11 protein-coding genes are annotated in these 13798 nt (G+C 67.1%); 4 read left to right on the plus strand and 7 right to left on the minus strand.

The window, feature by feature from the left end; translation table 11 throughout:
• The first annotated feature begins 118 nt into the window (after positions 1-118).
• Complete coding sequence (locus C1933_RS01875; protein WP_108751952.1) at positions 119-646, plus strand: hypothetical protein; 528 nt, start codon at positions 119-121, stop codon at positions 644-646.
• 57 nt (positions 647-703) lie between these two features.
• On the opposite strand, the gene C1933_RS01880 is transcribed toward C1933_RS01875, so the two are convergent.
• Entirely contained in the window at positions 704-1870 is a 1167-nt protein-coding gene (locus C1933_RS01880; protein ID WP_108748258.1) for a PQQ-dependent sugar dehydrogenase, read from the minus strand.
• Between the two features lie 166 nt (positions 1871-2036).
• On the opposite strand from C1933_RS01880, the gene yiaA reads away from it, so the two are divergent.
• Entirely contained in the window at positions 2037-2489 is a 453-nt protein-coding gene (gene yiaA, locus C1933_RS01885; protein ID WP_108751953.1) for an inner membrane protein YiaA, read from the plus strand.
• 52 nt (positions 2490-2541) lie between these two features.
• Here the strand turns inward: yiaA and C1933_RS01890 are convergent, their stop codons facing one another.
• The 6 genes from C1933_RS01890 to C1933_RS01915 form a co-directional block, all read right to left on the minus strand.
• A complete protein-coding gene (locus C1933_RS01890; RefSeq protein WP_108751954.1) occupies positions 2542-2862 on the minus strand; it encodes a hypothetical protein in 321 nt (106 codons plus the stop codon).
• 178 nt (positions 2863-3040) lie between these two features.
• Positions 3041-4336 carry an amino acid permease gene (locus C1933_RS01895; RefSeq protein WP_108751955.1) on the minus strand — a complete coding sequence of 432 codons (1296 nt, stop codon included), beginning with the start codon at positions 4334-4336 and terminating at the stop codon, positions 3041-3043.
• Positions 4333-5112 (minus strand): hypothetical protein, encoded by a 780-nt coding sequence (locus C1933_RS01900; RefSeq protein WP_108751956.1) that lies wholly within the window; start codon positions 5110-5112, stop codon positions 4333-4335. The genes C1933_RS01895 and C1933_RS01900 overlap by 4 nt, the downstream gene beginning before the upstream one ends.
• A gap of 13 nt (positions 5113-5125) precedes the next feature.
• Positions 5126-5974 carry a MurR/RpiR family transcriptional regulator gene (locus C1933_RS01905; RefSeq protein WP_108751957.1) on the minus strand — a complete coding sequence of 283 codons (849 nt, stop codon included), beginning with the start codon at positions 5972-5974 and terminating at the stop codon, positions 5126-5128.
• Positions 5975-6509: 535 nt separating this feature from the next.
• A complete protein-coding gene (locus C1933_RS01910) occupies positions 6510-7604 on the minus strand; it encodes a dipeptide epimerase (protein WP_108751958.1) in 1095 nt (364 codons plus the stop codon).
• Positions 7601-9034: an SH3 domain-containing protein gene (locus C1933_RS01915; protein ID WP_108754702.1), complete on the minus strand. Its 1434-nt coding sequence runs from the start codon at positions 9032-9034 to the stop codon at positions 7601-7603. The genes C1933_RS01910 and C1933_RS01915 overlap by 4 nt, the downstream gene beginning before the upstream one ends.
• Before the next feature lie 132 nt (positions 9035-9166).
• On the opposite strand from C1933_RS01915, the gene C1933_RS01920 reads away from it, so the two are divergent.
• Together C1933_RS01920 and C1933_RS01925 are read left to right on the plus strand one after the other, a co-directional pair.
• Complete coding sequence (locus C1933_RS01920; RefSeq protein WP_108751959.1) at positions 9167-10642, plus strand: transglutaminase-like domain-containing protein; 1476 nt, start codon at positions 9167-9169, stop codon at positions 10640-10642.
• 42 nt (positions 10643-10684) lie between these two features.
• Entirely contained in the window at positions 10685-13708 is a 3024-nt protein-coding gene (locus tag C1933_RS01925) for a TonB-dependent receptor (RefSeq protein WP_108751960.1), read from the plus strand.
• Positions 13709-13798 lie beyond the last annotated feature (90 nt).

Genomic DNA, 13798 nt, shown 5'->3' on the forward strand with positions numbered 1-13798 from the left:
GGATCTACGGCAAGCGGTAGCGCCGGGCCATGCCCGGCGTTGCCTTGCTCACGATGCACGAACACGCCGGGGCTGGCCCGGCGCTACCATCGGGCTTTCGATCCGATGGAGTTCGCGCATGCGCAAGATCGCTTTCCTGATGCCGGCCCTGTTGCTGGCGGCCTGTTCGCAGCCGCCCGCGCCGGCCGAACCCGCGGCCGACGCACCGCCGCCGATGGACGCTGCGGCCGCGCCCACGCCTGCCGCTGAACCCGCCGCCCCCGCGGTCGCGCCGGCTGAAACCAGCGCCGATGACGCGCGTGCCCGCATCGACAGCGTGCTGGGCGACGCGGCGCAGTACGAAAAGGTGTTCAACGCGTTCAAGACCGCCGTGGTCGGTGGCGACCGTGCGGCAGTGGTGGAGGAAGTGCGCTTCCCGCTGAATATCGCCGGCGGCAGGAAGATCACCGGCCCGGGTGAGTTCCAGCGCAACTACGAAACCATCATCACCCCGGCGGTGGTCAAGGCCGTGTCCGAACAGGATTTCGGCAAGGTCTTCGTGAACCAGCAGGGCGTGATGATCGGCGATGGCCAGGTCTGGTTGAACGGCACGTGCCTGGATGCGGCGTGCACGCGCAGCGAAGTGAAGGTCATCACCATCCAGTAAGTGGAAAGCGAAACGGCCCCGCATGCGGGGCCGTTCCAGCTGCGCATTGCCGGGTGATCAGGCCTTCGGCGTGAGCTTCAGCAGGCGTGCCTTGCTGCCATCTTCCAGCAGCCACAGCGCACCGTCCGGGCCCTGTTCCACTTCGCGGATGCGCTCACCCATGTTGAAGCGCTCGGCCTCGCGGGCGCTGTCGCCGTCGAAGGCCACGCGCACCAGCGAGGTGGACGACAGGCCGCCGATGAAGGCGCTGCCCTTCCACTGCGGGAACAGCGCGCCGTTGTAGAAGATCAGCCCGGCCGGCGAAATCACCGGGTTCCAGGTGACCTTCGGTGCGGCAAATTCCGGGCGCGTGTCGTGGTCGGGAATCGGGCGGCCATCGTAGTGGTCGCCGTTGGACACGATGGGATAGCCGTAGTTGGAGCCGCGCTGGATCAGGTTCAGCTCGTCACCGCCGGCCGGACCCATTTCCTGCGCCCACAGCTTGCCGTTGCCATCGAAGGCGATGCCCAGGATGTTGCGATGGCCCAGCGACCAGACCTGCGCCGCCACGCCGCCCTGCGATGCGAAGGGGTTGTCGGCCGGCAGCGTGCCGTCGTCGTTCAGGCGCACGATCTTGCCCAGGTTGCTGCCCATGTCCTGCGCCGGATCGAACTTCTGCCGTTCGCTGGAACCGATCCACAGCTTGCCATCGGGGCCGAACGCCAGGCGGTGGCCGTAGTGGCCCTGGCCGCTGACCTTCGGCGTCTGTCGCCAGATCACCTGCAGATCCTTCAGCTCGCCGCCGCCCTGTGCATCCAGTGCCAGGGTGGCACGGGCCACGGCCGCGCCGCGCGTGTCCAGCGTGCCTTCTTCGGCATAACTGACGTAAACGACATTGTTGCGGGCGAAGTCCGGATGCAGGATCACATCGCCGAAACCACCCTGGCCGCCGTAGGCCACCTTCGGCACGCCGCGGATCTCATGCTTGGCGCCGCTGGCGATATCGAAGTGCTGCAGCTTGCCGCGCTTTTCGGTCACCAGCAGGCTGCCGTCGGGCAGGAAGGTCATCGCCCAGGGCTGGTCGAAGCGGCTGACTTCGGTGGCGGTGAACGGGCGCTCGCCAGTGCTGGCCGGCGCCGCGGCGGCTGCGGAGGTGGCTGCCGTGTCCGGGCCGGCGGCGCTGCAGGCAGTGGTGGCAAGGATCGGCAACAGGCCGAGGGCGAGCAGCAGGGGCGTGCGGGTCATGGGTATCTCCAACGGGGATGCGGATGGCCAGGCTCTGTGTTGTATACCACCGTGGGGGTGACGGTCGTGGCCCGAAGGTCCTGCTGCCCCCTGTGCGGCGCTTCGCCAATGGTCTAGGGTGGCCGTGCCCGGGCAATGCATGCCCGCCAGTCTGCAAGGATCTGCAATGCACACCCCCGTTACCGCACGACCGTCCCCCGCCTTCATCGCCGCCTCGTGGGTGGCCCTGCTGCTGGGGGCGGTGGCCTACCTGATCGGCCTGTTCAACGCGCAGATGGCGCTGAACGAGAAAGGCTACTACCTGACGCTGCTGCTGTTCGGCCTGTTCGCCGCCGTTTCCCTGCAGAAGAGCGTGCGCGACCGGGTGGAAGGCATCCCGGTGAGCGGGCTGTACTACGCGCTGTGCTGGTTTGCGCTGCTGTCGGCGCTGCTGCTGTTGCTGGTGGGCTTGTGGAACGCCACCCTGGCGCTGAGCGAGAAGGGCTTCTATGGCATGGCTTTCGCGCTGTCGCTGTTTGGTGCGGTGGCGGTGCAGAAGAACACCCGCGACCTGATCGCCGCAGGTGCGGGGGGAGCGCCGCGTGGGACGGCCATTCCGCCGCTGCCGGAACAGGAATGACGGATGAGCGGTGGCGCCGAGCCTACCCGGCGCCACCGATGCGCAGCCGTGTTCAGCGGTTGCGCGGCACGCGCTCGGATTCTTCCCAGCCACGGCGCACGGCGTTGCGCGCCTGCGCCCATTCCAGCCGACTCTTGCCGCGTTCCTGCGCCCAGCGGCCTTCCAGTTCGCGCTCCACTTCCTCGTAGGCGCGGATGATGTCCTGAGCACGCGCGGAATGGCCCAGCTGATACGCCGGTTCATAGTCGTCGAAGTACAGGCTTTCGTCGTAGTACGGCTCGGCCGTGTAACGGTCGCGCCAATAGTCGGAAACGGCCTGGCGCGGGGTGCTGTCTTCCGGCACGCGGCCGGGAATCTGATAGTCGGGGCTCATCGCTCGGGCTCCGTGGTGGACGAAGCCTGATCGTGCCCGGGCTGCGGTTAACAGCCCGGGCCGGTTGCGTGAAGGGCAGGTATCCCTGTTCTGTAGCGTCGAGCCATGCTCGACGGCCGTTAAATCCAGTCGAGCATGGCTCGACTCTACAGAAATGCCAGTCGAGCATGGCTCGACTCTACATGTCGGGTTTGCGCGGCAGCTTGTAGATCACCGCGCCGATGGCGAAGGCGATCAGCGCGGCGGCGATGTTCTGCCAGCTGGCGCTGATGAACAGCGCCACGCACAGCAGCAGCGCCAGCACCGGAATCAGCGGGCCTCCGGGCAGCTTCAACGCGCCGGGCCGGTCGGCGAAGCGCTTGGCCAGCACCAGCACCGCCGCCGCCGTGCCGATGTAGGCGAACAGGCGCGTGGTCATCGACAGCAGGGCCAACTGTACGAACGAACCAGACAGCGCCAGGCCCAGCGCAATCACGCCCTGGCACAGGATGGCGGCCGCCGGCGTGCGGAAGCGCGGATGCACCTGCGCCAGCACCTTCGGCCCGTAGCCATCGCGGGCCAGGGCGAACAGGAAGCGCGGCCCCATCATCATGGTGTTGCTGTTGGTGCCCAGGATGGAAATGGTGGCGCCCACGGTCAGGATCAGGGCCAGCGCCTCGCCGCCGAAGCCGGCGGCGGCATCGGCCAGCGGCGTGGCCGAACTGGCCAGGCCGGCCAGCGTGCCCTGCGCGACCAGCTGCACCGCACCGTAGATCACGGTGACGGTGACGATCATGGTGATCAGCGCGAAGGGAATATCGCGGCGTGGGTTGCGGTATTCACCGGCGGCGGCCGGAATGTTCTCGAACCCGGCATAGGCGTACAGCAGCAGCAGGGCCGCTTCGCCCATGCGTTGCAGATCGTGCGGATCGGGGCGTTGGCCGGAGAAGGCCAACTGCGGATCGATGTAGAACGCGCCGATGGCCACGAACAGCAGCAGCGGCAGCATCTTGCCGATCACCAGCACGATGCCGGTGCGCGCGGCCGAGCGCACGCCGATGATGTTTACCCCGGTCAGGAAGCCCAGCGACAGCACGATGACCGCAAGCCGGCCGACGCCGGCACCGGCCCACGGCCAGAAGCGCGCCACGGCATCGGCCAGCGCATTGCTGAGTGCGGCGGCGGAACTGATGCGGGTCAGCCAGATCATCCAGCCGATCTCGAAGCCGGCGAAACGGCCGAAGGCTTCGCGCGCGTACAGGTAACTGCCACCGGGTTCATCGAAGTAGCTGGCGGCCTGCGCGTAGCACAGCACCAGCAGGGCCACCACGATGCCCGCGGCGACAACGCCCCACAGGCTGAAGGGACCGAGCAGCGCGACGGTGGCGGCTGGCAGCAGGTAGATGCCGCTGCCGATCACATCGTTGATCGACAGCCCGACGATCTGCCAGCGGCTGACCGCGCGCTGCAGCTGCGGTTCGTCCTGTGCGCTCAACGCAGTGCCCTCGTCAGTGCGGGCAGCTGCCAGCGGTCCTGGTAATGCAGGTACTGCGCGCGCGGCAGCAGCACGAAGCGTGGTTGCGCGTCATCTTTCAGCCAGGCCAGCAGGGTGCGCATGTGCGCGGCGGTCATGGCGGTGCAGCCGGCGGTGGCTTCGGCGGGCTGGCGCCACAGATGGGCGAAGATGCAACTGCCGCGGCCGGGTTCATTGCCGGCGTTGTGGGCAATGATGAAGCCCTGTTGATAGCGCACGTCGCCCTTGTTGTGCAGGTCCAGCCGCATCGGCTCGGTGGAATCCTTTACCGCCTCGGCACCCACCTCGCGCGCATCCACCAGCTGGTTGTAGTACGGCGATGCCGGTACATCCATGCAGTAGCTGCTTTGCTGCATGGGCAGATAGGTCAGCCCGGTGCTGGCCTTGGCCGCGTAGCCGAAGGCACTGCCGATGGCGAAGACACCGGCCGGGCTGCGGCCATCGCCTTCCTGCTTCTGCGGGCCGTCCATCGGCGCAGCGGCCAGGCCCAGGCCCCAGGCGCTGCCCTTGCGCCCGATCGCCACGTCGAATGCCGGGCCCTGCGGCTGCCAGCCCTTGGCGCCGCGCGCGTAGGCCTGCAGCTTGCCCTGCGTGGCATCCCAGTCGTCAGTCACCACCACCACCAGCTGGTTGCTGTGCGCCAGGGGCGGCGGCAGCGGGCTGAGGGCGGCGGCGGGCAACTGCGGCAGCAGGATCAACAGACCCACGCTGACAGCACGACGGAACAAGCGGTTCATGCAGGCACTCCGGTCAGGAATCCAACAGGTGGTCGATCCGCTCCAGGTTCACCGCCAGCTGGCGCTGGCGATCCGGATTGGCATGGCACAGCAGCACGAACAGGAAATCCAGCAGCGCGTGCATGGCACTACGGTACAGCAGCTGCGCCACCTGCGGTGCGCGGTCGTGCGCGCACACCACCAGCGACGCGGCGGCGTGCGCGCGCAGCGGGTTGGCGGTGTGGCGGGTGATCGAAACGACCTTGCCGCCCATGTCCTGGAACTGCCGCGACAGGTGCGAAAGCTGGGGCAGGTGGCCGAACTCGGAAAACACCAGCAGCACATCGCCGGGCCGCGCGGCGGACAGGTTGGCCAGCAGCAGCACCGGGTCGGTGTGGGGCACCACCAGCAGGCCCAGCAGCGAAAGGCGCATGGCGAATTCGCGCGCGTACAGGCCGTCGTCGCCCAGCCCATACACGAACAGCTTGGGCGCGCCATCGAGCATCTGCACGATGCGTTCGATTTCCTCGCGTGGATTGGCCGCGCGGGTTTCTTCTTCGGCCTGCGCCTTGCTGCGCTGCAGGGCGTCGTCCAGCCGCTGGTAGTCGTCGCCGCCTTCGGGCTCATGCGGGGCCTGCGGCGCGGCGGTGCCGGCGCGGGCCACGTCCTGGCCGATGGAATACTTCAGGTCCGGGTAGCCCTTGAAGCCCAGCTTCTGGCTGAACTTCACCACGCTGGATTGGCTGATGCCCAGCGCGCTGGCCAGCTGCTGCGAGGAGTAATCGCGCAGCAGGTGGGCATTGTCCAGGATGAAATCGGCGATGCGGCGTTCGATGGCCGACATCTGCCCACGCTCGGCGCGGATTTTCAGCAGGGGCGGCATGGGGGGCGTCCGGGGGTTATCAAAGGCGTTGCGGTGGGTCGCGTAGAGCGGGTCATGGGGTTGGTCGGGCGGGTGGGGCTTGCAGGGGACGCCGTGAATCCGTCCATGGAGGCTTGGCCGCGCCATCCATGGCGCGGACACCCCTGCAAGCCCCACCCGCCCGACCCCGGACAGATCGCGCGCGTGCCAGCCGCGAAGGGGATATGGGGTAGGGCAAAGGCAAAGGTAAGAGCATCCACGCATGGCGTGGATCTACTGGCGGCTGTTGCGTTGGATTTTGAATCCGCCTTGTAGCGAGCCGAGCACCGCAGGTCCGGCGAGGGCGAAGAGGCGCGGGTGTCTGAGCGCAGCGAGTTCCGCGCCGTCCCTCGGCGGACCGAGGAGCGCAGGGCACCGGCGTGCGCAGCACGTCGGCTCGCGGACGGCGGAGCGTTTCTTTTGGTTACTTTTCTTTGCGCGCAAAGAAAAGTAACGCCCGACCAACGATCAGTCGCCCATATCGATGGCAGCATCGAGCCATGCTCGACTGATCGGGTCAACCCAGCATCTCCAGCCCACGCACTTCGGTGATGCCCAGCCCGGGTACATCGGCAATGCTGATCTCCGATTCGTTGAAATGCACGCCGCCGCTGACCGGGTCGAACTGGCCCAGCGAGGGGCCGTCCAGGTCGACCTTGGTGATCACATCGCTCTTGGCCACGGCCAGGTGCACGGCGGCGGCCACGCTGATGCTCGATTCGATCATGCAGCCGATCATGCACGGCACGCCGTAGATGCCGGCAATGTCGGCAATGCGGATCGCGTTGGACAGGCCGCCGGTCTTCATCAGCTTGATGTTGATGATGTCCGCCGCGCGCTGCTGGATCAGGTCCATCACCTGGCTTGGGCTGAACACGCTTTCATCGGCCATCACCGGGGTGTTCACCCGGTCGGTCACGTACTTCAGGCCGTTGATGTCGGCGGCCTTCACCGGCTGCTCCAGCAGTTCCAGCACCACGCCGGCCTCTTCCAGCGTGCGCATGGCATGCACCGCCTGCTTGGCGGTCCAGCCCTGGTTGGCGTCCAGGCGCAGCAGGGCGCGGCCCTGCACGGCGGTGTGGATCGCCTTCACCCGCTCGATGTCCAGGCCGATGTCCTTGCCCACCTTGATCTTCAGCGATTCGAAACCGCGATCGATGGCCGACAGCGAATCGGCCACCATCTTGTCGATGTAGTCCACGCTGATGGTGATGTCGGTGGTGATGACCGGGTCGCCGCCGCCCAGCATCTGGTACAGCGGTGCGCCGTGCAGCTGCGCCCACAGGTCGTACAAGGCGATCTCCACTGCCGCCTTGGCGCTGGTGTTGCGCTCCATGGCGGTCTGCACCAGGCCGCACAGGCGGTTGAGGTTGACCACGTCCTGGCCGATCAGGCGCGGGGCGATGAAGTGGCGGATCGCTTCGATGATCGAGCCGTGGGTATCGCCGGTGATCACCGCGGTGGCCGGTGCTTCACCGTAGCCGGTGTGGCCGGTATCGGTGCGCACCAGCACCACCACGTCCTCCACGGTTTCCACCGTGCGCAGGGCGGTCTTGAACGGCGTTTTCAGCGGCACGCGCAGCATGCCCAGTTCGATGGCGGTGATCTTCATTCAGGGGTCTTGGTGCGCAGGCGTTGGATGTTGGTGATGCGGTCGATGTAGCGGACGGTGTCGCTGGCCATCATCGGCTCCAGCGGGGTGACCGAGACACCATTCAGATGGGCCTGCACGCGCTTGCCGTCGGCGCCGAACCAGCTGCCGCCGGCGGTATCGTGGATGACCCAGGTGCGGCCGTCGACGTGGCCGATGGCCATCATCACGTGGCCGGGAATGTAGACCAGGTCGCCCACCTGCAGGTTGGCCACGGCGCGGTCGCGCACGGCTTTGCTGTCCTTGTCGGTGAACGGCAGGCGGTCCAGCGCTGGGCTGACTGCCTGCGCGCTGGTATTGCGCGGCAGCAGCACGCCGAAGCTGCGGTAGATTTCCGAAACGAAGCCGCTGCAGTCGCGGGTGTCGTAGTCGTGGCCCCAGCCGTAGCGTTCGCCCAGGAACTTGAAGGCCTGCTGCAGCAGCAGGCGCGGGGTGAGCGGCAGGTAGTCGGCGGCGGTGCCCTGCGAGCGCGGCAGCAGGGCCGGCACCAGCTTCAGGCTTCCGTCGGCTTCGCGCACCGGCAGCTGCACCACCCACGCGGCATGCGCCTGCTGGCCGTTCACCGCGGTGGCGGCCGGCCAGTCGGCCAGCACCGGCAGGCGCACGCCCATGTCCAGCTGCAGGCGCGATACGCGCGGTTCTTCCGGGGTGTAGGCGGTATGGGCGACCGCGCCGGTCACGATGCGGTACGGGCCCTGCGTGGCATAGCCGAGCACGCTGGCCTTCTCGCCGGTGGCTACGGCTTCGGCTTCGATCCAGGCGCTGTAGCGTTCGCTGTGCACGAACAGCCAGCGGCCATCGGCACTGCGGTGCACGACGGCCACCTTGTCACCAGGGAACAGCGCCGATTCCTGGAAGCGATCGATATCGGTATCGCCGCGGCTGCTGAAAACGCGTTGGCGGGTGGGGAAGGTACGCAGTGCGGCGCGCTTCACCACCAGACCATAGGCCGGGCTGACCTGCGCCGGCACGCCCTGCAGGCCCAGGTTGGCTTCGATCGCGCTGCGCTGGGCCGGGGCGATGTCCTGGCCGGCGTCGTTGTACAGCGCACGCGTCGGCCACTGCGACAGCGCGGTGATGCTGGCGCGTACCTGCTGCGCCGAAAGCTGCGCGGGCAGCGCGGCGATATCCTGGATGTGGGCATCCTGCGCACGCATGCGCGCGTTCTGCGCCTGGATCTGCGCGCGGTCCAGGATCGGTGCATCGGCGTTGTCCAGCCGCGCGGCCCAGTAGTCCGGGGTCAGGTAGGCCTCGTGCAGCCCGATCACATACGGCAGCGCTGCGCCGGGATCGGGTGCGGCCTGTGCGAAGACCGGCGTGGCCAGCAGGCACAGGGCCAGGGACCAGCGGCGCCAGGTGCCACGGCGCGGTTTGCGGGAAGCCAGGATCATGCGCTGCACACCCTCCTCGAATGCCTGTAGGAATATTTATTCCTTTCGACGGCGAAAGCAAGAATAAATTATTGACCGCCCCTGCCGCCCGTGTTACACAGCCGTTACCACCCGCGCTGGGGAAGTGTCGCTGTGGAATCCGTCGTTCGCAAACCGCGTCTGCCTGTTGCCGCCGGCCTGGGTGCCGCGCTGCTGCTGTGGGCGTGCGCGGCTGCGGCGGCACCGTCGTCTGGCGCGCGCCTGCTGCAGGTGATCGATGCCGTCGACGCCGGCCACTTCGCGCATGCGCAGGCGTTGATCGCACAAGCGCCTGGCACCGCCGAACTGCAGTTCCAGGGCGAGCGCATGCGCCGCATCCGTCTGGATTTCAGCCTGGACCGCGCCGCCGCACAGGCGGCCGTGCGCCGTTGGATTCCCGACCTGACCGACGAAGAATTCGCGCGCTGGGACCAGCGCGGGCTGATTGAGCACCTGGATATCGACGGCACCCGCTGGTACTTCAAGCGCGCGCCGTCGAACCTGTTCCTGCTCAGTGATGAAGCGCGTGCGCGCCGCCGTGCCGATGCCCCGCTGCCAGCGCCCGGCCCCAACGAAGTGCTGAACGCGCATCACCAGCAGGTACTGGCCGCGGCCGCACGCACCGGCAATGCCTCGGTGCTGCCGCAGCGCATTGCATTCACCCAGTCGCTGACGGTGAAGGCCGATGCGGTGCCGGCCGGCGAAACCGTGCGCGCGTGGATTCCGTACCCGCGCGAAATTGCCGGCCAGCAGGAACAGCTGCAATGGCTGGGCAGCACCCCGGGCAACGCGCAGGTAGCGCCGGCCGGCACCCTGCAGCGCACGGCGTACATGGAAGCCAAGGCCGTGGCCGGGCAACCCACCCGCTTCGAAATCCGCTACGCGCTGACGATCTTCGCGCGGCATTCGGCCATCGATGCGGCGCGCGTGCAGGCCACGCCTGCCGACCCCGCGTTGCAGCCGTACCTGGCCGAGCAGGTGCCGCATGTGCAGTTCAGCCCGGCGCTGAAGCTGTTCTCCGACCAGGTGCTGCAGGGTGAAACGCGGCCGTATGAAGTGGTACGCAGGCTGTTCGCCGCGGTCGATCGTATTCCGTGGGCCGGTGCGCGCGAGTACTCCACGCTCAGCAACATCAGCGATTACGCGCTGCGCGCCGGCCATGCTGACTGCGGCCAGCAGACGCTGCTGCTGATCGCCCTGCTGCGCATGAACGGCATTCCCGCGCGCTGGCAGTCGGGCATGGTGTTTTCAGACGATGGCAGCGGCTACAACAACCTGCACGATTGGGGGCAGGTCTACCTGGCGCCGTATGGCTGGCTGCCCATGGACGTGACCACCGGCGCGCTGGCCAGCGATGTGCCTGCGCTGCGCGACTTCTACCTGGGTGGCCTGGACGGCTACCGCATCGCCTTCAACGATGATTTCGGCCAGCCCCTGGTGCCGGCCAAACAGCATTACCGCTCGGAAACGGTCGACTCGCAGCGCGGCGAGGCCGAGTGGGCAGGCGGCAACCTGTACTTCGACCAGTGGAGCTATGACCTCCAGTGGCAGGTACTGCCCGCCAGGCAACCCCAGCGCGACATCCGCTAGATCCATTCCACACCATTCAATTCTTGCAGGAGAGAGCAGGGGATGAAGGCTTACAGCATCAAGCGGGCGGCGTTGAGCGTCGCCCTGGGCGCGTGTCTGGGCGTGATCGCGCCGGGCATCGCATTCGCACAGAACGTGACCGGCGCGGTGGCCGGCCGGGCCAGTGCCGGTGACCAGATCACCGTGGTCAGCAGCAGCACCGGCCTGACCCGCACGGTGACGGTGGGCGCCGATGGCAGCTACCGCCTGGGCCAGCTGCCGGTGGGCGACTACCAGCTGCAGTTGAGCCGCGATGGGCAGACCCTGGGCGAGCAGGTGGCGGTGAGCGTGGCGGTGGGCGGCACCACCACGGTGAACCTGGCCAGCGGTGGCGGCGTGACCAACCTGGATGCATTGCAGGTGCGCGGCACGCGCGTGGTCAACCGCGTGGATGTCTATTCCACCGAAACCTCGTTCAACATCAACCGCCAGGAGATCTCGCGGCTGCCGGTGGCGCAGGACCTGTCGGCGGTGGCGCTGATGGCGCCGGGCGTGGTGGGCGGCAATTCCTCGTTCGGTGGGCTGTCCTTCGCCGGTTCGTCGGTGGCTGAAAACGCGGTGTTCATCAACGGCCTGAACGTGACCGACATGTACACCCGGCGCGGCTTCAGCACCGCGCCGTTCGCGTTCTTCAACGAATTCCAGGTCAAGACCGGTGGCTATTCGGTGGAGTTCGGTCGTTCCACCGGCGGTGTCATCAATGCGGTCACCCGCTCGGGCAGCAACGAATTCAAGGGCGGCGTGGAAGTGACCGCCGAACCCAGCGCCTGGCGCTCCAGCGCGGGCGACCACTTCCACCGCGATGGCAGCGCGCATTCCTATGGCAGCCGTGACAACAATTCGTTCCTGAAGACCAACGTCTGGGGCTCGGGCCCGATCATCAAGGACAAGCTGTTCCTGTTCGCCATGTACGAAGACCGCAGCGACAAGGGCCACAACACCTCGTCCGATGGCAGTACGTGGTTCAAGAATGATTCCGGCAATGGCTTCTGGGGCGCCAAGCTGGACTGGAACATCAACGACAACCACAGCCTGGCCCTGCTGGCGTTTTCCGACGAAGGCGACGTGACCAACGCGTCCTATGGCTACGACTGGGACGAGGACGAGATCGGCGCCTGGGGCGGCGATTCGGTAACCGAAACCGGTGGCAAGAACTGGTCGGCCACCTATACCGGCCACTTCGGCCAGAACTTCACTGCCCGCGCCATGGTGGGGCAGAACAACCAGCGTGCGTTCACCAATTCGTCGCTGGACCAGGCCTGCAGCCCGGTGTTCACCGACAGCACCTACGGCACCCGCCTGTACAAGCTGCAGGGCCTGCGCGCCGGCTGCCATCCCACCGGTACCGCGGTGGCCGAGCGTGATGACACCCGCGATGTGGCGCGCCTGGATTTTGAATGGCAACTGGGCGACCACCTGCTGCGCTTCGGCGTGGACCGCGAACTGATGACCACCGATCAGTCCACCCGCTACCCCGGCCCCACTGCGCTGAGCTATACCGCCTACGTGGCGCGCCCCGGCGATGAAGTGTGGGACGGCGCCAATGCCTACGTGCCGGCTGGCGTGACCGAAATGCTGCGCGCCCGCAACCGCCAGTCCGGTGGCAAGTTCGAAACCGAAGCCAATGCCTTCTACCTGGAAGACATCTGGAACGTCACCCCGAACCTGATGCTGAACCTGGGCGTGCGCTGGGACCGCTTCGAGAACCGCACCGCGCAGGGCAATGCCTTCATCAAGATGGACGACCTGGTGGCGCCGCGCGTGGGCTTCTCGTGGGACATGCGCGGTGATGGCAGCACCAAGCTGTTCGGCAACGCCGGCCGCTACTACCTGCCGGTCACCAACAACATCAACGTCAACTTCGCCGGCGGCCTGACCGACGAATACAGCTACTACGTGCTGGAAGGCTGGCAGCAGCAGACCTCGCCCACCGGCTCGGCGTACATGGCGCCGATCATCGGCCAGCAGATCGGCCCGACCGATACGCGCATGAACACCGGCGGCGCCGACCTGCGGCAGAGCGTGGACAAGGACCTGAAGGCGGTCTACCAGGACGAGTACATCCTGGGCTTCCAGAGCATGATCAACCAGGCCTGGTCGTGGGGCGTGAACGCCACCTACCGGCGCATGACCCGCGCACTGGATGACATCCGCATCAACTACACCCCGTGCGGGCCGACCCCCAGCACCCTGTGGCCGATCGCCAACCCCGGCGAATCGCTGACCATCTGGGGCGATTCCAGCATTGGCTGCGCGCAGGAAGGCTGGATCACCATCGATACCGCCAACAGCGGCTACCGCAAGGGCGGCAGCGGCGAAGTGATCGGCTATTCCAAGCCCAAGCGCACCTACAAGGGGCTGGAGTTCCAGATCGACCGCGCCTGGGACGAGAAGTGGCTGTTCAACGCCTCGTACCTGTGGTCCAAGAGCGAAGGCAACTTCGAAGGCCCGGTGAACTCGGACACCAACTACGGCGACACCGGCATGGTGCAGTTCTGGGACCACCCGGCCACCAACGAACGCTATGGCGTGCTGTTCAACGATTTCCGCCACCAGTTCAAGCTGCGTGCGGCGTATGCGCTGAACAAGCAGTGGTCGTTCGGCACCACGCTGCAGGTGCAGTCCGGTGGCCCGATCACCGCCTATGGCGTGATGTGGCCCAACGACAGCATCGCCGGCGGCAGCACCTCCAGCGAGGGCAGCGGCGGCGGCACCGGCTGGCTGTGCGTGGCCAACTGTTCTGGCCCGTATGACCAGCGCCAGTTCGAGTACAGCCCGCGCGGTGCGTTCGGCCGCCTGCCGTGGACCTGGACCCTGGGGGCCAACGTGACCTGGCGCTTGCCGGTGGAGGGCATCGACCTGAGTGCGCGGCTGTCGGTGTACAACCTGTTCAACAATCAGGAAACCATCAACGTGCACCAGCGCTACGAAGCCCAGCCGGGCGTGTACCGCGAAGCCACCTTCGGCACGGGCACGCGCTGGCAGGCTCCGCGCTACACCCAGCTGGTGGTGACGTGGAACTTCTGAGCCGCCCCGCCGGCGCGCGCCCGGTAGCGTCGAGCTTGCTCGACTGCGCTTCGCAGGGTGCGCGACACCGCGTGCGGGGCCGTTGCCGGC

The sequence above is a fragment of the Stenotrophomonas sp. ZAC14D2_NAIMI4_6 genome (genome assembly GCF_003086875.1).
Lineage (GTDB): Bacteria > Pseudomonadota > Gammaproteobacteria > Xanthomonadales > Xanthomonadaceae > Stenotrophomonas.